Origin of the sequence: Arthrobacter sp. Bi26 (genome assembly GCF_918697925.1) — a bacterium.
Lineage (GTDB): Bacteria > Actinomycetota > Actinomycetes > Actinomycetales > Micrococcaceae > Arthrobacter.
Map to the genome: position 1 here is coordinate 29855 of NZ_CAKKMF010000030.1, position 20499 is coordinate 50353.

At 68.0% G+C, this 20499-nt stretch carries 17 protein-coding genes; 3 read left to right on the forward strand and 14 right to left on the reverse strand.

The genetic code is table 11. The features are described 5' to 3' along the window. The 4 genes from gatB to LQV16_RS10190 form a co-directional block, all read right to left on the reverse strand. The gene (gene gatB, locus LQV16_RS10175; RefSeq protein WP_229993767.1) at positions 1-1506 is read right to left on the reverse strand and encodes an Asp-tRNA(Asn)/Glu-tRNA(Gln) amidotransferase subunit GatB; all 1506 of its coding nucleotides are present in this window, start codon (positions 1504-1506) and stop codon (positions 1-3) included. Beyond that, on the reverse strand, positions 1506-3059 hold the full coding sequence (gatA, locus tag LQV16_RS10180; RefSeq protein WP_229993768.1) for an Asp-tRNA(Asn)/Glu-tRNA(Gln) amidotransferase subunit GatA: 1554 nt from the start codon (positions 3057-3059) through the stop codon (positions 1506-1508). The genes gatB and gatA overlap by 1 nt, the downstream gene beginning before the upstream one ends. Before the next feature lie 4 nt (positions 3060-3063). Beyond that, positions 3064-3360 (reverse strand): Asp-tRNA(Asn)/Glu-tRNA(Gln) amidotransferase subunit GatC, encoded by a 297-nt coding sequence (gene gatC, locus LQV16_RS10185; protein ID WP_026537696.1) that lies wholly within the window; start codon positions 3358-3360, stop codon positions 3064-3066. A 140-nt stretch (positions 3361-3500) separates the two neighbouring features. After that, entirely contained in the window at positions 3501-4985 is a 1485-nt protein-coding gene (locus LQV16_RS10190) for a CitMHS family transporter (RefSeq protein ID WP_229993769.1), read from the reverse strand. Positions 4986-5154: 169 nt separating this feature from the next. Here LQV16_RS10190 and LQV16_RS10195 point away from each other — a divergent pair, with 169 nt between their 5' ends. Then, complete coding sequence (locus LQV16_RS10195) at positions 5155-6909, forward strand: ATP-binding protein (protein WP_229993770.1); 1755 nt, start codon at positions 5155-5157, stop codon at positions 6907-6909. Next, positions 6902-7573, forward strand: a complete 672-nt coding sequence (locus tag LQV16_RS10200) for a response regulator (RefSeq protein WP_229993771.1) — start codon at positions 6902-6904, stop codon at positions 7571-7573. The genes LQV16_RS10195 and LQV16_RS10200 overlap by 8 nt, the downstream gene beginning before the upstream one ends. A 36-nt stretch (positions 7574-7609) precedes the next feature. Here the strand turns inward: LQV16_RS10200 and LQV16_RS10205 are convergent, their stop codons facing one another. From LQV16_RS10205 to LQV16_RS10250, 10 genes are all read right to left on the reverse strand, one after another. Further along, on the reverse strand, positions 7610-9328 hold the full coding sequence (locus LQV16_RS10205) for a SulP family inorganic anion transporter (protein WP_229993772.1): 1719 nt from the start codon (positions 9326-9328) through the stop codon (positions 7610-7612). A 115-nt stretch (positions 9329-9443) separates the two neighbouring features. Next, the gene (locus LQV16_RS10210; protein ID WP_229993773.1) at positions 9444-9827 is read right to left on the reverse strand and encodes a RidA family protein; all 384 of its coding nucleotides are present in this window, start codon (positions 9825-9827) and stop codon (positions 9444-9446) included. A 115-nt stretch (positions 9828-9942) separates the two neighbouring features. Continuing rightward, the gene (locus tag LQV16_RS10215) at positions 9943-10446 is read right to left on the reverse strand and encodes a GNAT family N-acetyltransferase (RefSeq protein ID WP_229993774.1); all 504 of its coding nucleotides are present in this window, start codon (positions 10444-10446) and stop codon (positions 9943-9945) included. 113 nt (positions 10447-10559) lie between these two features. Beyond that, a complete protein-coding gene (locus LQV16_RS10220; RefSeq protein WP_229993775.1) occupies positions 10560-11402 on the reverse strand; it encodes an inositol monophosphatase family protein in 843 nt (280 codons plus the stop codon). After that, positions 11399-13759, reverse strand: a complete 2361-nt coding sequence (gene ligA / locus LQV16_RS10225; protein WP_229993776.1) for an NAD-dependent DNA ligase LigA — start codon at positions 13757-13759, stop codon at positions 11399-11401. The genes LQV16_RS10220 and ligA overlap by 4 nt, the downstream gene beginning before the upstream one ends. A gap of 110 nt (positions 13760-13869) precedes the next feature. Then, positions 13870-14658, reverse strand: a complete 789-nt coding sequence (locus LQV16_RS10230; RefSeq protein WP_229993777.1) for a protein phosphatase 2C domain-containing protein — start codon at positions 14656-14658, stop codon at positions 13870-13872. Positions 14659-14813: 155 nt separating this feature from the next. After that, positions 14814-16094, reverse strand: coding sequence for an adenylate/guanylate cyclase domain-containing protein (locus LQV16_RS10235; RefSeq protein ID WP_229993778.1), 1281 nt, complete (start codon positions 16092-16094; stop codon positions 14814-14816). Continuing rightward, positions 16084-16683 (reverse strand): PH domain-containing protein, encoded by a 600-nt coding sequence (locus tag LQV16_RS10240; RefSeq protein ID WP_229993779.1) that lies wholly within the window; start codon positions 16681-16683, stop codon positions 16084-16086. Before LQV16_RS10240 ends, LQV16_RS10235 begins: the two co-directional genes overlap by 11 nt. Next, positions 16676-17614: a biotin--[acetyl-CoA-carboxylase] ligase gene (locus LQV16_RS10245; protein WP_229993780.1), complete on the reverse strand. Its 939-nt coding sequence runs from the start codon at positions 17612-17614 to the stop codon at positions 16676-16678. Before LQV16_RS10245 ends, LQV16_RS10240 begins: the two co-directional genes overlap by 8 nt. 186 nt (positions 17615-17800) lie before the next feature. Further along, the gene (locus LQV16_RS10250; protein WP_229993781.1) at positions 17801-18691 is read right to left on the reverse strand and encodes an NAD(P)-dependent oxidoreductase; all 891 of its coding nucleotides are present in this window, start codon (positions 18689-18691) and stop codon (positions 17801-17803) included. 203 nt (positions 18692-18894) lie between these two features. On the opposite strand from LQV16_RS10250, the gene LQV16_RS10255 reads away from it, so the two are divergent. After that, positions 18895-20478 (forward strand): acyl-CoA carboxylase subunit beta, encoded by a 1584-nt coding sequence (locus LQV16_RS10255; RefSeq protein WP_229993782.1) that lies wholly within the window; start codon positions 18895-18897, stop codon positions 20476-20478. Positions 20479-20499: the final 21 nt, after the last annotated feature.

Below are 20499 nucleotides of genomic sequence, written 5' to 3' on the forward strand. Positions count from 1 at the left end.
CTAGCCTTCGACGCCGAGGCGTTCCAGGATCAGCTCCTTGACGCGGCCGGCGTCGGCCTGGCCGCGGGTGGCCTTCATGACGGCGCCGACGATCGCGCCGATCGCCTGGATCTTGCCGCCTCGGATCTTGTCCGCGACGCCGGGCTGCGCGGCGAGGGCCGCGTCGATGGCTTCGAGCAGCGGTGCGTCGTCGGAGACCACGGCGAGGCCGCGCTTTTCGACGATTTCCGCCGGGGTGCCTTCGCCGGCGAGCACGCCGTCGAGGACCTCGGTGGCCATCTTGTTGTTGATCTTGCCGTCCTCGACCATCTGGTTCAGTTCCACGATGGTCGCCGGTGCGACGCCGAGCTGGCCGGGATCGACGTCGGCGTTCTTGGCGCGTCCAACGATCTCGCCCATCCACCATTTGCGGGCCACGGTGGCGGTGGCGCCGGCCGCGATGGTTTCCTCGATCTCGTCCATGACGCCGGCGTTGACGACGTCGCGGAACTCCAGGTCCGAGTAGCCCCAGTCGGCCTGGAGGCGCTTGCGGCGGGCGGCCGGCGGCTCGGGCAGGGTGGCCCGGAGTTCCTCGACCCATTCGCGGGACGCGGTGATCGGGACCAGGTCAGGCTCTGGGAAGTAGCGGTAGTCGTCGGCGTCGGACTTGGCCCGGCCCGACGTCGTGGTCCGCGTGTCCTCGTGCCAGTGGCGGGTTTCCTGCGTGACCGGCTCGCCGGAGTCCAGGACGGCGGCGTGCCGCTGGATCTCGTAGCGGACGGCGTGTTCGACGGCGCGCAGCGAGTTGACGTTCTTGGTTTCCGAGCGGATGCCGAAGCGTTCGCGGCCGTGCGGGCGCAGCGAGACGTTGGCGTCGCAGCGGACGTTGCCGCGTTCCATCTTGGCGTCCGAGACCCCGAGGTTCTTGACGATTTCGCGGACCGCGGCCACGTAGGCCTTGGCGAGTTCGGGTGCGCGGCTGCCGGCGCCCTCGATCGGCTTGGTGACGATCTCGACCAGCGGCACGCCGGAGCGGTTGTAGTCCACCAGGGAGTAGTCCGCGCCCTGGATGCGGCCGGTGGCGCCGCCCATGTGGGTCAGCTTGCCGGCGTCCTCCTCCATGTGCGCGCGTTCGATCTCGACGCGGAACATGGTGCCGTCGGAGAGCTCAATGTCCAGGTAGCCGTCGTACGCGATGGGCTCGTCGTACTGGGAAGTCTGGAAATTCTTCGGGGTGTCCGGGTAGAAGTAGTTCTTCCGGGCGAAGCGGCACTTCTCGGCGATCTTGCAGTTCAGCGCCAGGCCGATCTTGATCGAGGACTCGATCGCGGTCTTGTTCACCACCGGCAGCACGCCGGGCATGCCAAGGTCCACCTCGTTGACGTTCGTGTTGGGCTCGTCGCCGAAGACGTTCGGCGCGGAGGAGAACATCTTGGTCTTGGTGTTGAGCTCCACGTGGACCTCGAAGCCCAGGACGGGATCGTACTTCTCCATCGCCTCTTCGAAGCTGAGGGTTGCGTCAGTCATTAGTGTGAACCTCCGTGGCTTGAAACGGCAGCGTCAGTAAGGGAAGGAGCCTTGTCCAGCAGCGGGCCGCCCCACTGCGCCTCGAGCAGGGATTCCAGGACTGCGCCGACGCGGTACAGCCGGGCATCCTGGCGGGCCGGGGCCAGCAGCTGGATGCCGACAGGCAGTCCGTCCTCGTCAGCCAGGCCGCCGGGCAGGGACAGGCCTGGGACGCCTGCCATGTTGGCCGGGATGGTGGCGACGTCGTTGAGGTACATCGCCAGCGGGTCGTTGAGCTTCTCGCCCAGCTTGAACGCCGTGGTCGGCGCCGTCGGGGAAATCAGCACGTCGGCCTTGGCGAACGCGGCCTCGAAGTCGCGCTGGATCAGGGTGCGCACCTTCTGGGCCGAACCGTAGTAGGCGTCGTAATAGCCGGCGCTCAGGGCGTAGGTGCCCAGGATGATGCGGCGCTTGACCTCATCGCCGAAGCCGGCGGCGCGGGTGGCGCCCATGACGCGTTCGATCGTCAGCGGTCCCTCTTCGGGCAGGACCCGCAGGCCGTAGCGGACGCCGTCGAACTTGGCCAGGTTGGAGGAGGCCTCCGAGGGCATGATCAGGTAGTAGGCGCCCAGGGCGTACTTGAAGTTGGGGCAGGAGACCTCAACGATCTCGGCGCCCGCGCCCTTGAGCAGCTCGAGGGATTCGTTGAAGCGGTTCTCGACGCCGGCCTGGTAGCCCTCGCCGTGGAGCTCCTTGATGATGCCGATCTTCATGCCCTCGACGTTGCCGGTCCGGGCCGCGGCCACGAGGTCCTCGAGCGGATCCGGCAGCGAGGTGGAATCGCGGGGGTCATGTCCGCCGATCACCTGGTGCAGCAGGGCCGAGTCCAGCACGGTGCGGGACACCGGGCCGATCTGGTCCAGCGAGGAGGCCATGGCGATGGCGCCGTAGCGGGAGACGCCGCCGTACGTGGGCTTGACGCCGACCGTGCCGGTGACGGCGCCGGGCTGGCGGATGGACCCGCCGGTGTCGGTGCCGAGGGCCAGCGGGGCTTCGAAGGCCGCGACGGCGGCAGCGGAACCGCCGCCGGAGCCGCCGGGGATGCGGTCCAGGTCCCACGGGTTGTGCGTGGGGCCGTACGCGGAGTGTTCGGTGGACGAGCCCATCGCGAACTCGTCCAGGTTGGTCTTGCCCAGGATCGGCATCTTGGCGGCGCGCAGGCGCTCGACCACCGTGGCGTCGTAGGGGCTGTTCCAGCCTTCGAGGATCTTCGAGCCGGCCGTGGTGGGCTGCCCGATCGTGACAATGAGGTCCTTGACGGCGATCGGCACGCCCGCGAGGACATGGAGCTCGGCGGCGGCGGCACCGCCGGCGGCGCGGATCGCGTCCACTTCGGCGGCCACGGCGAGCGCTTCGTCGGCGTTGACGTGAAGGAAGGCGTGGACCTTGCCGTCGACGGCGGCGATGCGGTCCAGGTAGGCCTGGGTGACCTCGACGGCGGTGACCTCCCGGGCGGCCAGCTTCTCGGCGAGCGCCGCGGCGGAGAGGCGGATCAGTTCGTTGTTCTCAGTCATGGTCTTAGTCCTCATCCAGGATTGCCGGGACCTTGAAACGGCCTTCGTACGCGTCGGGGGCACCGGAGAGGGACTGCTCGGCCGTAAACGTGTGGCCCACGACGTCCTCGCGGAACACATTGGTCAGCGGAATCGGGTGGGACGTGGCCGGGACGTCATCACCGGCAGCTTCACTGACGGACTTCACTGAATCCACGATGACGGCGAGTTCGCCGGCCATCCTGTCCAGCTCTTCAGCACTCATCTCGATGTGCGCGAGTTGCGCGAGATGCGCGACGTCGTCGCGGTTGATCGCAGCCATGGATCTCCCCTGCAAGTAAAGGATTATTTTCCGTCCCAGTCTACGTGGGTTGAACTGCTGTTACCGTCGGACGCCGAGACGACAGTTCGCGGCAGTGTTTTGTACAAACACTGCCGCGAACTGTCATCTCGTGGGGTTGGTTAGCCGATGCCGATGGCTCCCGTAAGGACTCCTACTCCGAGCATGACCAGGGAGATCACGGCCGTGCGCCAGAGGACCTTCTTGTGGTGGTCGCCCAGGTCCACCTTGGCGAGGGAGACCAGGAGCAGGATCGCCGGGACCAGGGGGCTCTGCAGGTGGAAGGGCTGGCCGGTGATGGAAGCGCGGGCCATCTCGGCGGCGCTGACGCCGTAGTGGGCCGCCGTCTCGCTAAGGACCGGCAGGACGCCGAAGTAGAAGGCGTCGTTGCTCATGAAGAACGTCATCGGGATGCTCAGGACGCCGGTGATGATGGCCATCAGCGGGCCCATGTCGGACGGGATGATCTGGACCAGCCATTCCGACATTGCCTTGACCATGCCGGTGCCGTTGAGGACGCCGGTCAGGACCGCGGCGGCCATGACCATGCTGACGACGGCGACGATCGAGGGTGCGTGGGCGATCAGCTGGGCGCTCTGGTCCTTGACCTTGGGGAAGTTGACCAGCAGTGCAATGGCGGAGCCCACCATGAAGACGAACGGGAGCGGAATGACGTTGGCGACGAGCGTCACCATGACCGCGGCCGTCAAGCCGAGGTTGAACCAGAACAGCTTGGGACGCAGGGTCTTGCGGTTGGGGTCCAGGGCGGTGTCGGCCATGGCGGAGTCGCGGTCGTCAACCAGGTCCTCGGTGCGCTCAAGCACTGCAACGGAGGAACCGCCGGTTGAGGGGCTTCCGACGGCGGCAATGCCGCCGGCGGGGCCGGAAACCTTGGGGCCAGCGCCCTTGCGGCCGAAGCCAAAGCGGCCGGTGCGGCTGCCGCCGTCGAACGATTCAGCTGAATCCGGGACGCCCCAGATCTCGGGGGCGGTGCTGCGGAGGCGGTTGCGTTCCTGCAGGCCGAGCAGCCAGGAGAAGACCAGCACCACAATGAGTCCTGCGATGAGGGACGGGATCATGGGCACGAAGACGTCGTTGACGTCGAGCTTCAGCGCGGTTGCGGCGCGGGCGGTGGGACCGCCCCAGGGCAGGATGTTCATGGTGCCGTTGGCAAGGCCGGCCACGCAGGTCAGGACCACGGGGCTCATCTTGAGCCGCAGGTAGACCGGCAGCATGGCCGCGGTGGTCAGGATGAAGGTGGTGGAGCCGTCGCCGTCGAGCGAAACAGCTGCTGCGAGGATGGCCGTGCCGAGGACCACCTTGGCGGGGTCGTTGCCGAGCTTGCGCAGAATGAACCGGACCAGCGGGTCAAAGAGCCCGACGTCGATCATCAAACCGAAGTAGATGATCGCGAACATCAGCAGCGCCGCCGTGGAGGTCATGGACTTCATCGAGTCCAGCACCATCGGGCCGATGCCGAGGCCCGCGCCGGCGAAAAGCCCGAAGACTGTGGGGACGATGATGAGCGCCAGCACGGGCGTCAACTTCTTCGTCATGATCAGCACCATGAATACCGCGATCATGGCGAATCCTAGTAATACCAGCACGGCCGGCTCCTTCTTCGTTGAATGACACCACTCCGGTGTGATGCGCACTACAGACGTTAGAGTGGCGCCCGTCACGACTGGGCCTTTGGCTCAATTGATTGGCATACTGCTTATTGGATGCATTTTGCGCATTTTGCTCACGTCCGTTCCAACCCCAGGCAGGAGCCCGATGAAGCGCCGCACAGCTCTGCCGGCCCTGCGCTTTTCGACCCAGACACTGTTATTGCAGCTCGGCGTCGTGGCGCTGGTGGTGTTGTTGAGCAGCGCCGTCCATGCCTGGCTGACCTACGACCGGCTGGGCCGGGAGGCGGAGAACCAGGCGCTGACCCTGGCCCGGACGGTGGCCTCGGACCCGTCCGTGCGGTCGCAGGTCCGGTCCATCAGCGCCCTTCCCGCCGCTCCCCCCGCGGCCGAGCTGTTGTCCGGTCCGTTGATGGCTGCCGCGGAGGGTGCCCGCACCCGCACCGGGGCGCTGTTCGTGGTCATCACGGACGAGACCGGTATCCGGCTGGCGCACCCGGACGCGGAACGGCTGGGTGAAAAGGTCAGCACCGACCCCTCGGAGGCCCTTGCCGGCCGGGAGGTCACCACCCGCAACACGGGCACGCTGGGACCGTCCGCCGGCGCCAAGGTCCCGGTGTACGCCCCGGATTCCGGAGCGGTGGTGGGTGAGGTGAGCGTGGGGTACTCCACCGAAACAATCAGCCAAAGCCTGGCCCGGGACATCATCCCCATCGCCGCCACGGCCGCCGGCGCGCTGCTGGCCGGCGTGCTGGCCTCCTTCCTGCTGCGGCGGCGGCTCCAGCGGCTGACGCTCGGACTGGAGCCCGAGGAGATCAGCACCCTGGTGCACGACCAGGTGGCCGTGTTGCAGGGCGTCGACGACGGCGTGATCGGCGTTGCGGCCGACGGCAGGGTCAGCGTTTTCAACGCCGCTGCCCAGCGGCTCCTCGGCGTCCCCGACCTCGCGGGCACCGCCTGGGCTGCCGCGCCGGTGCCGGCGCAGCTGAAGGCCCTGACCCGGGCCGACGCGGCGGAGGGCGAGGCGGTGGAGCTCGTGGCCGGCGGCCGGGTCCTGGTGGCGAGCGCCCGCAAGGCCCTGCATCGCCGCGAGGACCTGGGCTGGGTGGTGATGCTCCGGGACCGCACCGAGCTGCAGCAGCTGACCCGCCAGCTCGACGCCGTCGGCACCATGTCCGCTGCCCTGCGGGCGCAGCGCCACGAATTTGCCAACCAGCTGCACACGATCGCAGGCTTCATGAGCATCGGCCAGCCCCAGCAGGCGCAGGACTATCTGGCCAAGCTGGCGGGCACCGGGCCGCTGGCGTTCCCGGTGGACCAGGCTGAGCTGCTTCAGGATCCCTACCTGCAGGCCTTCCTGGGCGCCAAGGGCGTCGAGGCGGACGAGCGTGGCGTGAGCCTGCGCCTCGGCCCGGAATCCGTGGTCCGCGGCCACGTCACCGAACCGCAGGACGTCACCACCGTGCTGGGGAACCTGATCGACAACGCCGTGAACGCCGCCGTCGCCGGTTCGGCGGCCGAGCGCTGGGTGGAAGTGGAAGTCCTGGACGAACCGGGCATCAACGGAGGCGCCGGCACACTTCACATTGTGGTGGCGGATTCCGGTGACGGCCTGGGCACCGGACTGACAGCCGCGGAGGCCGAAGGGGTCTTCACGGAAGGCTATACGACCTCGGATCGGCCGGCGCGGGCGGGTGCCGGGCAGGGCCTGGGGCTGGCGCTGTCCCGGCAGCTCGCGCGCCGCCGCGGCGGAGACGTGCGGTTGCTCGAAGCCGGCTCCCCCGGCGGCCCGGGCGCCGTGTTCGTCGCCACCCTGCCGGGAACCACCGAATCCGGGCCAACAATGCCGGGAACCACTGATGCTGGAACCACTGAATCAAGCGGAGAGGAAAACGATGTCTGAAGATTTCAGGGTGCTGATTGTCGACGATGATTTCCACGTCGCCAAGCTGCATGCCGCTTACGTGGATTCGGTGGCCGGGTTCCTGGCGCTGCCGCCGGCCGGCTCGGCGTCGCAGGCCCTGCAGGCCATCCACAGCCTGCGCCCGGACCTGGTACTGCTGGACGTCTACCTCCCGGACGCCTCGGGCCTGGACCTGCTGCACCAGCTGGACGTGGACACCGTGGTCCTCAGCGCGGCCTCGGACACGGCCTCGCTGCGCCTGGCGTTCCGTCGCGGGGCACTGGGCTACCTGCTCAAGCCGTTTACGTCCGAATCCCTCTCGCAGCAGCTGCGCTCCTATGCACGCTACCGCCGGATCCTGGCGCAGCCGGGGTCCGTCAGCCAGGAGACGGTGGAGCGCGCCAAACGCGCCCTGATCCCGGGCGACGTGGTCGCCTCGGCGCGTCCCCGTTCGGCCACCGAGGCCGCGGTGCTGGAATCCCTGGTTCCCGGTGAGCAGTATTCGGCCGCCGACGTCGCTGCCCGTGTAGGCGTGTCCCGGGCCACCGCCCAACGGTATCTGTCCGCGCTGGCGGACGACGGGGCCGTCGACATCCAGCTGCGCTACGGCACCACCGGGCGGCCCGAGCACCGCTACGGGATCCCGGCCACGGCCGGCCACTAGCCCCGGCTGGGCAGAACCGGGACACGGGCAACGCTTCTAGCTGGTCCCGTCACGCTCTTTCCGGGCTGCGGCCTGCTCCGCCTGCACGGCCCGGTAGACGTTGCCGTGGATCATGTCCGCCCCGATGCGCTCGATCACGCCGTCGCGCTCCAGGACCGCCCGAACCGCGGGTTTGAGCCGGGTCAGACGCAGGTTGACGTCCGACTCGCGGGCGAGGGTCGCGATGTCCGCCATCTTTGCTGCCCCCTGGGAGTCGACGAAATTGATCCCGCCGCAGTCGAGCACAATGCCAGTGAGCCCCGGTGTTGAATGAATGACCTCGCGCAGCCGGTCCTCCAGCGCGTCGGCGGTGGCGAAGAACAGGCCGCCGTCGAACCGGATCACGGCAACGCCGGGAACGATTTCGTCGCTGGGGTGCCCATCGGCTTCACGAAAGACCTGGGTGCCCGGTTCGCGGCCTAGCGACGGCATCTCCGGGTGAGTGGCCACCCGGACGAGCCAGAAGATCGAGAGGCCGATCCCGATCACGACGCCCGCGAGCACGCCGAAGATGAGGGTGCCGATGATCGCTGCGACCGCAATCCAGAAGTCGAACCTCTGCACCCGGGCAAGCCGCCGCATCTCCGGAAAGTTCATCATGCCCATGACGACGGCCTCGATGATCAGCGCCGCCAGCACGGGCTTAGGCAGGTTCGAGAACAGCGGCGCCAGGAAGAGCAGCGTCAGCAGAACTGTGACCCCAGAAGTGAGGGAGGCAAGGCCGGTCTTCGCCCCGGAGTGGTCGTTCAGCGAGCTCGCTGACAGACTCGTCGAGACGGGCATCCCCTTGAAGAGTCCAGCGGCAATGTTGGCCAGCGACTGGGCAATCGATTCCTGGTTGATGTCGATCTGGTAGCGGTGCTTGGCAGCGAACGCCCTCGCATCCCCGGCGGTCTGGGAGAAGCCGATCAGGACCACCGCCACCGCTGCGAGGGCCACGGTCCCCACGTGGTCCCACATCAGCTGGCCGTCCGGGACCTCGAGCGAGGGCAGCCCACTGGGCACGTCCCCCACCAGTGCAACCCCTTTGGCCCCGAGATCGAACAGCGCCTCAGCCAGCAATCCGCCCACCACCAGGACCAGGGCACCTGGGACCGAAGGCGCGACAGCTTTCAGCCCGAAGACGACAGCCAGCGCGATGGCTCCCACCAGTACGGTGGTCGGCTGCGCCTCGCCCAGGGTCCCCAGCCAGGACCACAGTTCCTGAATCGGGTTGGAGCCGGTGACCTCGGTCCCGGTGAGCTTGGGGAGCTCCCCGATGACGACGTCGATCGCCGCGCCGAAAAGGAAGCCGGTGACCACGGCCTTCGAGAGGAACTGCGCAATCCAGCCCATCTTGAAGACGGCAAGAAGCAGGAACAGGATCCCGGCGGCGAGGGTGATTCCCGCAACGAACGAGGCGATATCTTGCTCGCCGGTGATGCCTGCCGCGAGCACGGCACTCGCGGCCACCGCCGCCAGACCCGAGCTGGGCCCCATCGAGATCTGCCGGCACGTGCCGAAGATCGCGTACACGATGGCGCCGGCGGCCGCGGCATACAGCCCGTTCTGCAGCGGAATCCCCGCGATGCCTGCATAGCCCAGGTTCTTAGGAACGATCAGGGCCGCGACGGTGACGCCGGCGATCAGATCGCCCCGCAGCCACGAGCGGTCATAGGAGCGGAACTGGCCGATGAGGGGAATCCTGGTAGGCCCCTGCCCGTGCGCCTTGGTCATGCGCCCTTCATACTCCAAGTCCGGACGTTCCGCCAGAGTCCCGGTTCCAGCAACGCGGGGTCAGCCACGGCCCAAGGGGAGCGCCGGAACGGGCGGTAAGTCCCCGCGTTGGTTTCTAGCTGGCGCTCTTCTGGGCGACGAGTTCGATCTCGACGAGCATCTTGGGATCCAGGAACGGCAGCACATGCACGAGGGACAGCGTGGGACGGATGTCGCCGAAGACCTCGCCGTGGGCGCGGCCGGCCTCTTCCCACTTGCTGATGTCCGTCAGGTACAGCTTGGACTGCACCACGTCCTCGAAGCCGAAGCCGGCCTCGGCCAGCACTGCGCCGAGCTTCTGCAGGATGTAGCTGGTCTGGGCATAGAAGTCGTCGCCCACAATTCCGTCCTCGCCGCTGGCGGCGGTCGCGGAGATGTAAAGGGTGTTGTCCACCTGGACAGCCCGGGAATAGCCGAGGGCCTGTTCCCAGGTGGAGCCGGTACCGAAGGTCTTGCGCATGGTGGGCCTTTCGCAGTTGCCGCAGGGGATCGGCACAACTTTAGGTCGCCAGGGCCAAGAGCTGCCAAACCGGGTTGCTTTGTGTCGGCGGCCCTGCGCAGGGCCTCTGCCCTGGCTAGAGCTCCTGGCGGTAAACGAGCAGTTTGATGTTTGTGCCCGGCACCAGCCAGTCGCGCTCCGGCGCCCGCAGGAAGCCGGTCTTCCGGTAGAGGCCGTGGGCACTTTCCCAGCTCTCGCCCGTGGTGAGGGCCACGGCGTGGATTCCGGGCAGGGCCTTGGCGTGGTCGATGATGGCCTGGACCATGGCCTTGCCGGCGCCGCTGCGCTGGACGGACGGGTCCACCACGAGCATCCGGAACTCGAGCTCGTCGCTTTGGGCGATGTCCGCGTAGGGCTCACCGGCCACCGCCAGCGTCACGGAGCCCAGGATCCGGCCCTCGCGCTCCGCGACCCAAACCGTCGCGGCGGACGCGCGCTGCCCGACCTTCTGGATCTGCTGCATGTACGGGTGGTCGGCGCTCTCAAAATAGCCCGCCGCCAGGTAGGCGTCCCGGGTGATGCGCGCTATGGCGTCGTAATCGGCCGGAACGGCGGGGCGAATGAGGATCTGCGAAGGCACCTGTCAATGGTACGGGCGCCCGGACCGGGCCGTGCCCGGAAAAGCCGTTTCCGTGACTGAACTATCACTCAGAGGCCCATCATTCGGGCCGGGGCCGGCCCGGCGAGACGACGTTAGAGCGGGAACTTGCCGGAGAGTTCCAGCGGTCCGGCGCACGTCCACGCGGCGAGGCGCTCGTCGTCGGAGGGGCCGCCGGCCAGGGGGCTGGTGAGCCGCGGCCTGCGCACCCAGCAGCCTGCTTCCTCGGCGATCAGGGCCCCGGCCGCGAAGTCGTGTTCGTTGAGCCCACGCTCACCGTAGGCGTCGTGGGTGCCGTCCGCCACGAGGCAGAGGTCCAGCGCCGCCGAGCCGAGCCGGCGCATGTCGGCGAAGCCGTCCATCAGGCTGCCGAGGCCGGTGGCCTGTTCCGCCCGGACGTCGGGATCGTAGCTGAAGCCGGTGGCCAGGATCTGGCCGGTCCGGCCGGGGACCGGCCCGAAGAGGGCGGTCAGCCGGCCCTGCTCCTGGAGCCAGGCCCCCTCGCCGCGGGACGCGTAGTAGGTGCGTCCCAGCGCCGGTGCGCTGACGACGCCGGCCAGCCAGACGCCGTCGGCGTCCGCCACTGCCACGGAGGTGGCGTAGTAGACGATGTTGCGGATGAAATTGGTGGTGCCATCGAGCGGGTCGATGGACCAGCGGTAGCCGCTGGGCGCCGCCGGCAGGACGGTGCCGCCCTCCTCCCCCGTGATGATGTCCCGCGGCCGGGCGGCGGTGATGACGTCCCGGACGGCGGCCTCGGCGGCGAGGTCGAAGGCCGTCACCCAGTCCCCTGAGTCGCCCTTGTTGCTGACGTCCAGGGCGGCGGTTTTCCGGGTGGCCAGGACGGCGGCCCCCGCCGCCGCGGCCGACTTGGCCAGCTCCAGCAAGGCAGGAATGCCGGGCGCGGACTCGGGAGGACCGGCGGGGCGCGTGCTCATTCGGCCGCCGCAGCCTCGACGCCGAGGAACTCGCCGTCGTCGCCAGTATCCTGGACGCCTTCCGGGACGCCGTCCGTAACGCTGTCCGCGGCGGTGCGGGCCGGCCCGTCCGCCAGCAGCGCCCGGAAGCCGTCCTCATCCAGCACCGGGACTCCGAGCTGTTCGGCCTTGTCCAGTTTGGTGCCGGCGTTATCGCCCGCCACCACGTAGCTGGTGTTCTTCGAGACCGAGCCGGCCGCTTTGCCGCCGCGGATCAGGATGGCTTCCTTGGCTTCATCGCGGCTGAAGCCCTCGAGGCTTCCGGTCACCACGATGGTCAGCCCTTCCAGGGTCCTGGGCGTGGACTCGTCGCGTTCGTCCGCCATCCGGACGCCGGCGTCCGCCCAGCGGTCCACGATGTCGCGGTGCCAGTCCTCGGCAAACCATTCGGTCAGCGCCTGGGCGATGACCGGACCCACGCCGTCGACGCTGGCGAGCTCCTCCTCGGAGGCCCGCCGGATGGCGTCCATGCTGCCGAACGCGGTAGCAAGGGCGCGCGAGGCCCGCGGGCCGACGTGCCTGATGGACAGGGCCACGAGGACCCGCCACAGCGGCTGGGACTTCGCTTTCTCCAATTCCCGGAAGAGCTTGTCCGTGGTGGCCGTGGGCTTGGACGGGGTCTTGGTGGTGGCCTTGGTGTAGAAGTAGGGCACCAGCTCGATTTCCCCCGTGCCCACGCCCTTGGAGCGCTTCTCCCGGCGGACGCGGACGTCCGCGAGCTGCTCCGGAGTGAGGTTGAACAGGGTCGCCTCGGTGGTGAGCGGCGGCGTTGCGGGCTCGGCGGGCTGGGTCAGGGCGATGGCGGCTTCCCAGCCGAGGGCCTCGATGTCGAAGGCACCGCGGCCGGCGAGGTGGAAGACGCGCTCGCGCAACTGCGCCGGGCAGGACCGGGAGTTGGGGCAGCGGATGTCCACGTCCCCTTCCTTTCCGGGGGCCAAGGGCGTGCCGCAGGCGGGGCATTCGGTGGGCATGATGAAATCGCGGACGGGCGGGTCCTGGGCGTCCCGCAGCGCCAGGACCGGGCCCACAATTTCCGGAATGACGTCTCCGGCCTTCCGCAACACCACGATGTCGCCGATCTTCACGCCCTTGGCCTTGACCACTTCCTGGTTGTGCAGGGTGGCCATTTCCACGGTGGAGCCGGCAACCTTGACCGGTTCCATCACGCCGTACGGGGTGACCCGGCCGGTGCGGCCGACGTTGACGGCGATGTCGAGCAGCTTGGTGTGGACCTCTTCGGGCGGGTACTTGTAGGCCACGGCCCAGCGCGGCACCCGGGTGGTGTAACCCAGCGCCCGCTGTGTGGCGAAGTCGTCCACCTTGATGACAATGCCGTCAATCTCGTGGGTGAGGCTGTGCCGCTTGTCGCCGTAGCGCTTGATGAAGTCCATCACGTCCGCCAGCCCGGCGAGGACCTCGAAGTAGGGGCTCGTGGGCAGTCCCCACTCGGCGAGCTTGCGGTAAGTCTCCGACTGGCTGGCAATGTCGAGCCCCTCGCGGGCGCCGATGCCGTGGACGTACATCCGCAGCGGACGCTTGGCGGTTTCGGCGGGGTCCTTTTGCCGCAGCGAGCCTGCTGCGGCGTTGCGCGGGTTGGCCAGCGGCGCTTTGCCGGCCTCGATCAGGGCTTCGTTGAATTCCGCGAAGGCCTGGGACGGGATGAACACTTCGCCGCGGACTTCCATCTCCGCCGGGAAGCCGCTGCCGCTGAGTTGCTGCGGGATTTCCTTGATGGTCAGGACGTTGTGCGTGATGTCCTCGCCGGTGGTGCCGTCGCCGCGGGTGGCGGCCCGGACCAGCGCCCCGTCGCGGTAGAGCAGGTTGACGGCCAGGCCGTCGATCTTCAGTTCGGTGAGCCACGACGGCTGGTTGCCGCCATTGCTGCCGTTGCCGAGCTTGGCGACGCCCGCCTCGGCCTTCACCATCCAGGCCTCAAGCTCCTCGAGCGAGAAGACATCCTCCAGGCTGTACATGCGCTGCAGGTGTTGGACGGCGGTAAACGCCGCTGACACCTCGCCGCCGACTTCCTGCGTGGGCGAATCGTTGGCCACCAGTTCCGGATTCATGGCCTCGATCGTTTCCAGCCGCCGGTAAAGCTCGTCGAACTCGGCGTCGGAGATGATCGGAGCGTCCTCCTGGTAGTACGCAAAACGGTGTTTGCGGACCTGTTCCACAAGGTCCTCATACTCCGCGCGGATGTCCCCGGACGGGACCTGCCCCCCGTCGGGACCTTGAGGATCCGTGGCGTGCCCGGGGGCTGCTTCGGCTGCTTTTTCAATCCCTGCTGCGGTCTCTGCTGCGGTCTTCCCTGTGCTCACACACCTATCCTGCCCTAGATCCACGACATTGTCCGGTCCAGGGGTAGGGCCCCGGGCCGGCCCATGGTCCGGTCAGGGGTCCGGTCGTGGGGCCGGTCAAGGGGCCGAGGTCAGACGGGCGCATCCTCGTTTGCAGTCCGGGCGTCGACCACGATCGCCGTGATGTTGTCCCGGCCGCCGCTGCGCAGTGCCGCCTGGATCAGTTCGTCTACCGCCGCCTGGGGGTCCGCTTCGGCCGCAAGGATGCCGGCAATCTGCTCATCGCCCAGTTCCCCGTTGAGCCCGTCGGAGCAGACCAGGATCCTGTCGCCGTCTTCGAGGGGCAGCAGCCAGTAGTCGGCCTCGGAGTCGTGTCCGGTTCCCAGGGCTCGCGTCACGACATGCCTGCGCGGATACACGGCGGCCTCGGCTTCGGTGATCTGCCCGGTGTCAAGGAGTTCCTGCACCTCGGAATGGTCCACACTGATCTGGGCGAGCTGGCCGTGGCTGTACCGGTAGGTGCGTGAATCACCGATGTTGAGGACAAGCCAGTACGGAACGTCCAGCTGTTCCACCACCACGACGCCGGACAAGGTGGTTCCGGCGCGGGATCCGGTGGCGTGACGGATGCCGGCGTCAGCCATGAGCAGGTACTCCTGGAGGATGTCCGCCGTCGCGTCCCGGCTGCCGGTCTTGAACTGTGGCAGCTCGGCCAGGGTGCGCACGCAGATGCCGCTGGCAACTTCGCCCGCCTCATGCCCTCCCATGCCGTCCGCCACGGCGAAGACGGGGTCTGCGGCAATGAAGGAATCCTCGTTCGCCTCCCGGCGCAGTCCCCGGTCCGTGCCGTACCCGCAGCGCAGGCGCGGTCCCCGTTTCCCGTCCGACGGCGGGAAGGGGGCGTCTGGCGTTGGGTTCATGGCGGTCCTCAATGAAGTGGTGCGCGGCTGCGGTGGTGCGCGAGGGTTGACGGCGGTCACAAACCCGGCCGGATCGCAACTGCCGGTCCGACTATTGCATATGCGCCGCACAACTGAGAAGCCCGCCACGGGCTACCGCCGGGCTGATCCGGCGATCAGTCCAGGATCAGGCCCCGGCCGCTGCCGGGCTGCAGCTGCACCGGGTGGATTTCACCGAACCCGCGGACGTCCTCGGCCGGGCGGGGCACGAGGACGAAGCGTTCGTCCTGCTCCAGCGCGGCCGCGGTCATCGAATCCACCAGTACCGTTCCGGGGTCCGCGAGGGCCGTCAGGCGGGCGGCGAGGTTGACGGTGGGTCCGTAGATGTCGCCGAGGCGGGAGAGGATGCGGCCCCAGACCATGGCCACGCGGGCCTGGGGCAGGATCTCGTCCTCGGTGAAGGCACGGCACAGTGCCAGGGAGATCTCGGCGCCGGCCGCGGGGGTCTCGGCAATGTAGAGGACTTCGTCGCCGACGGTCTTGACCAGCCGGCCGCCGCCGACGGAGATGATTTCGGCACATTTGTTCTCGAAGCGCTGCACCAGCTGGGCGAGGGTTTTCTCGTTCATCCGGCGGGACAGGCTGGTGTAGGACACCAGGTCGGCGAAGCCAACGGCCCGGGCCAGCGGCAGCGGCGAATCGTCCTCGTCGCCTTCGCGGCCCTCTTCGCTGGACTGCAGTCCGGCCTCGGCCCGGACGGCCAGGCGCTGCACACCGGCGTTGAGCTGCCGGCGCCAAGAATAGACGAGCATTTCCTCGAGGGCGTCAATAAGGTTCGGCAGCTCGCTGACCAGCCGCTTGCGCGCGACGGCGTCCGGCACGCCCTGTTCCTGGACCATGTCCTCCACCAGGGCCTCGATCTGCCACACGACCATCCGGTCGGTCATCTGACCGATGGCCCGGGTGATGGAGATGGCGGCTTCCTCCGTGAGCTTGCCGTCACGCACGAGGTCCACGATGGTGGACAGGGCGGACTGGTCGCGCTCGGTGAAGGCCACATCCTCATCCCCGAGGTTGGGAAAGCCGAGGGCGCGCCAGAGTTTCCGGGCAGAGAGCAGCGAGAGTCCGGCGCCGGCGGCGACTTCACGGCGCCGGAGCTTGCGTTCGCCGCCCAGCAGGCGGGCTTCGAGGGCCTTGGCGGCAAGCCGTTCGGCGGACATCGTTCCAGTAGGCGGAGTGGCAGGTTCCGGGGCGCGCTCGAATTCGGGTTCGGCGGGTTCAGATTCGGATTCGGCGGGTTCGAATTCGGCTTCGGGACCGATGAGCGCGCCGGCTTCAGTGTCGAAGGCGGTCTCGGCGCCGCTGCCGGGCGCAGCCGGACCGGCGACGTCTTCGGACTCCCGGGGCAAATCAGGGGCAGCGAGGTCGATGTCCTGGTGGACGTTCTCAGCGTTCATCTCTTCCACCTTCTCTCGTCTCCCATGGCCAGGCCTCGCCCGGGTTGTAGGTCATGCCATCGGCCCCGAACACCTCGTCCTTGGGGAGATCGCCGATAGCGTCCAGCATGAAGTTGCGGAATGTCGCGACCTCCGGGACATCTGGGACCACCATTCCAACGGGGTACCCGGTCTCCAAGGATATATTCCCGGAGCGCAATAGCCGCTGCAACAACGATTGCTCAATGGCCACATGGCGGACGGCGGCGAGGGCAACCTGTTCATCGCGCCGCCGTAACATGCCGTACCGGGTAACTAAGCGCTGGCTGGTCAGGATGTAGCGGGTGGCGTGCCACGCAATGACCCGCGAGAGGCAGTAGCCCACCAGCACCCACGCCGCCAACCCCAGGCACACGGCAACCAGCCAGGGCGTCCAGTCCTTGGGGATGAGCGGAATGAGCCGCGCCGGCCCGCCCTTGACAACCCAGGCGCAGGCGTAGGCCGCCAACGCCGGAACGACAATGAACATCAGCCCCGGGACAATGAGCATCCTGGGCTGAGGCCGGGTCACCACAATCACTTGCTCTCCCGGCAGGAGCACTTTACGCATAACCGCTTTCCGCGCCGCCGCGGCCGTCGCCCTGCCCGCCGGTTCCGGCCGGGTTCCACGGCCTCAGGTGCACGACGTCGCCGGCCGTTACCACATGCTCATGGCCCGCGGCGTCGACCACCAGGAGCGAACCGTATTCGTCCAGGCGCGTGGCGTGGCCAATAATCTCGTGATCGCCCGGGAGCTGGGCACGGACCTGCTTGCCGAGGGTCGACAGCAGGTGTTCCACCCTCTTATGCAGCGACGGGCCGCCGGCCATGCCGGCGGAGGGGTCGCCGTCGGCGTTGCAGAAACTCCGGTAGAGGGTGGCGAAGCGGGACAGGTAGCTCTTCAGGAGCTCCGTCCGGTCCACCGTGTCCGGATTCTCCAGCAACACGGACGTGGCGGTGGGGACCGGGAGCTCGGGCTCGGTCAGCGTGACGTTCAGGCCCGTTCCCAGGATGACCGGGGGCGTGCCGGCGCCGCCGAGCGGACCGAGCTGGGCCAGGATGCCTGCGATCTTCCGGCCCCGCACCAGGACGTCGTTGGGCCATTTGAGTTCCGCCGGAAGGCCAGCCGTTTCCGTCAGGGCCTCACGCAGGGCAAGGGCGGCCAGGAGGGAGAGCCAGGAGTAGCTGTGGGTCGGCAGCGGCCGGCCGGCAGCGTTGACGGGCCGCAGCACCAGCGAGACGGAGACGGAGCTGCGGGCCGGCGCCTCCCAGCGGCGGTCGAGCCGGCCGCGCGCGGCGCTTTGGTACTCGGCGGTCAGCACCGACAGGTCCGGCCAGGCGGTGGGATCCTCGGTCACGCCGCGGAGGAGATCGGCATTGGTGGAGCCGGTGGACTCAACCACCGTCAGCCGCGGAATTCCGTTGGCGGACAGGAACGCCTCATCGCTGAGGGCACTCAGGTCGAGGGGCGGACGGTCCGGGGTTTCCTGCACGGCTTCCATGCTTGAATCCTACCGAGGAAAGCGCACCGAGGCTCCCGCCCCCGTTGACTCAAAACCTCTGCTGAAACTCCCCACCTTTGGCCGGCATGTCCGGCGGGTCGGCCGGACACGCCGGGGATTTTCGGCGTCAGATCCTCAAAGCAGGGGAATTTCCGCAGGGCAGGCGGCCGAAAACACTCAGCAAGTTCAGAGGAAGATGTCCGGCACCAGCTGATCCTCCGGCGCGCCGAGGCTGTACGGGCTGAAGTCCGTCACCCCTGCCGCCGCCAGAACTTCTTCATCCGTGTAGAAGTTTCCGCTCCGGCTGCCGTGAGCCGGAACCGCATTGGCGCCGGTCAGCACGGCGTGGGCGGCGTCGGCCATGATTTCGGGGCTGCGGGCGCCCTTGACGATTCTGTCGCCGCCGGGCATGTTGCGGATCGCCGCGGTGTCGATCAACGTACAGGGCCAGAGCGAGTTCACGGTGACGCCGTCGGCCTTGAGCTCCTCGGCCAGCCCCAGCGTGGTCAGGCTCATGCCGTATTTCGCCATGGTGTAGGCCAGGTGCAGGCCGGCCCACTTGGGGTCCAGGTTCAGGGGCGGGGAGAGCGTGAGGATGTGCCCGGCCTCGGATGCCCGCAGGGCCGGCAGCGCCATCTTCGAGAGCAGGAAGGTGCCACGGACGTTGATGTCCTGCATGAGGTCGTAGCGCTTCATGTCCACGTCGTCGGTCGCGGAGAGATCGATCGCCGAAGCATTGTTAATGACGACGTCGATCCCGCCAAAGCGGTCCACAGCGGCGCCGACAGCGCCGGCGACGTCGGCGTCGTTGCGGACGTCGCCGACCAGCGGCAACGCCTGGCCGCCGGCGGCCTCGATCTGTTCGGCGGCGGTATAGACAGTGCCTTCCAGCCTGGCGTGCGGCTGGCCGGTCTTGGCCATCAGGACGATGTTGGCGCCGTCCCGGGCTGCGCGGAGCGCGATCGCCAGGCCGATGCCGCGGCTGCCCCCGGAGATGAGGACAGTGCGGCCCTGAAGGGAACCGGCGGCCTGGTACGGCCCTGCGGCGGTGCCCGAAGCATCATTGCTTGAAGTCATGCCCACACTCTAGCGGACTGATGTTACCGACGGGTAACAAAGCGGTGCGGGAGCTTCGCGGCGGGAAAATTGTAGGTTCCCTACAGCGGCACCTGCCAATACCGTCACTAGACTTGCCAGCAGAGCCCTGCTTTTGTGGATTCCAGCCAAAGGACACCGCAGACGGGCGCCGTACAACATAGCGACAGAGCCGGAGACATTTGATGAGCCACGATCTGACCACGACTGCGGGAAAGATTGCAGATTTCCGCGACCGCCAGGCCCGTGCCGAGCAGCCCTCCGGTCCGGAAGCGATCGCCAAGCAGCACGCGCGCGGCAAGAACACCGCCCGCGAGCGCATCGACCTGCTGCTGGACGCCGGCTCCTTCGTCGAATTTGACGCGCTGGCCGTGCACCGCTCCACCGCGTTTGGCATGGAGAAGAAGAAGCCGCTGGGCGACGGGCTCGTCTCCGGCTACGGCACGGTGGACGGCCGCCCGGTCGCGGTCTACAGCCAGGACTTCTCCGTCTACGGCGGCTCGCTGAGCCAGGTCAACGGCGAAAAGATCGTCAAGGTCCAGGAGTTCGCACTGCGCAACGGCTGCCCGGTGGTCGGGATCCTCGACGGCGGCGGTGCCCGCATCCAGGAGGGCGTCGCCTCCCTGGCCATGTTCGCGGACATCTTCCGCAACAACGTCCACGCCTCCGGAGTCGTCCCGCAGATCTCCCTCATCATGGGCCCCTCCGCCGGCGGCGCGGCGTACTCCCCCGCCCTGACCGACTACGTGGTCATGGTGGACAAGACCTCCCACATGTTCATCACCGGCCCGGACGTCATCAAGACCGTCACCGGCGAAGACGTGGACATGGAAACCCTCGGCGGTGCCCGCCAGCACAACGCCAACACCGGCACCTCGACGTACCTGGCCTCCGACGAAGCCGACGCGGTCGAGTTCGTCCGCGAACTGCTGGACTTCCTGCCCTCCAACAACCTCGCCGAAGCTCCGGCGCTGGAGCACTCCCAGGAGCTGGAGGTCGACGACGACGACCTCGCCCTGGACGCGCTGATCCCGGACTCGGCCAACCAGCCGTACGACATGCGCAAGGTCATCGAGCAGATCGTCGACGACGCTCACTTCCTGGAGATGCAGTCCCTCTACGCCCCGAACGTCATCATCGGCTACGGCCGGGTGGAGGGCCACACAGTGGGCATCGTGGCCAACCAGCCCATGCAGTTCGCCGGCACCCTGGACATTGCGGCATCGGAGAAGGCCGCCCGTTTCGTCCGGCACTGCGATGCCTTCAACATCCCCATCATCACGCTCGTTGATGTCCCGGGCTTCCTGCCCGGCAAGGACCAGGAGTTCCAGGGCATCATCCGCCGCGGCGCGAAACTGCTGTACGCCTACGCCGAGGCCACCGTGCCCAAGCTGACCGTGATCACCCGCAAGGCCTACGGCGGGGCCTACATTGTGATGGGCTCCAAGAAGCTTGGCGCGGACCTCAACCTCGCCTGGCCCACCGCCCAGATCGGCGTCATGGGCGCCCAGGGCGCAGTGAACATCCTGTACCGCCGTGAACTCGCCGCGGTGGCAGAGAACGGCGGCGACGTCGAGGCCAAGCGCGCCGAGGTGATCCGCCAGTACGAGGAAGAGCTGCTCAACCCCTACCAGGCCGCCCAGCTCGGCTACGTGGACGCCGTCATCGCACCGTCCGAGACCCGGGTGCAGATCATCAAGGGCCTGCGCGCCCTCCGGGACAAGCGGGCCGCCCTGCCCGCCAAGAAGCACGGGAACATCCCGCTGTGATCCCCACCGGCCCCCTAACCT

What these genes read in the sequence shown, in the direction of transcription:
- gatB (WP_229993767.1), bottom strand. Translation starts at nt 1,506, where the DNA reads ATGACTGACGCAACCCTCAGCTTCGAAGAGGCGATGGAGAAGTACGAT.
- gatA (WP_229993768.1), bottom strand. Translation starts at nt 3,059, where the DNA reads ATGACTGAGAACAACGAACTGATCCGCCTCTCCGCCGCGGCGCTCGCC.
- gatC (WP_026537696.1), bottom strand. Translation starts at nt 3,360, where the DNA reads ATGGCTGCGATCAACCGCGACGACGTCGCGCATCTCGCGCAACTCGCG.
- LQV16_RS10195 (WP_229993770.1), top strand. Translation starts at nt 5,155, where the DNA reads ATGAAGCGCCGCACAGCTCTGCCGGCCCTGCGCTTTTCGACCCAGACA.
- LQV16_RS10200 (WP_229993771.1), top strand. Translation starts at nt 6,902, where the DNA reads ATGTCTGAAGATTTCAGGGTGCTGATTGTCGACGATGATTTCCACGTC.
- LQV16_RS10205 (WP_229993772.1), bottom strand. Translation starts at nt 9,328, where the DNA reads ATGACCAAGGCGCACGGGCAGGGGCCTACCAGGATTCCCCTCATCGGC.
- LQV16_RS10210 (WP_229993773.1), bottom strand. Translation starts at nt 9,827, where the DNA reads ATGCGCAAGACCTTCGGTACCGGCTCCACCTGGGAACAGGCCCTCGGC.
- LQV16_RS10220 (WP_229993775.1), bottom strand. Translation starts at nt 11,402, where the DNA reads ATGAGCACGCGCCCCGCCGGTCCTCCCGAGTCCGCGCCCGGCATTCCT.
- LQV16_RS10230 (WP_229993777.1), bottom strand. Translation starts at nt 14,658, where the DNA reads ATGAACCCAACGCCAGACGCCCCCTTCCCGCCGTCGGACGGGAAACGG.
- LQV16_RS10235 (WP_229993778.1), bottom strand. Translation starts at nt 16,094, where the DNA reads ATGAACGCTGAGAACGTCCACCAGGACATCGACCTCGCTGCCCCTGAT.
- LQV16_RS10240 (WP_229993779.1), bottom strand. Translation starts at nt 16,683, where the DNA reads ATGCGTAAAGTGCTCCTGCCGGGAGAGCAAGTGATTGTGGTGACCCGG.
- LQV16_RS10245 (WP_229993780.1), bottom strand. Translation starts at nt 17,614, where the DNA reads ATGGAAGCCGTGCAGGAAACCCCGGACCGTCCGCCCCTCGACCTGAGT.
- LQV16_RS10250 (WP_229993781.1), bottom strand. Translation starts at nt 18,691, where the DNA reads ATGACTTCAAGCAATGATGCTTCGGGCACCGCCGCAGGGCCGTACCAG.
- LQV16_RS10255 (WP_229993782.1), top strand. Translation starts at nt 18,895, where the DNA reads ATGAGCCACGATCTGACCACGACTGCGGGAAAGATTGCAGATTTCCGC.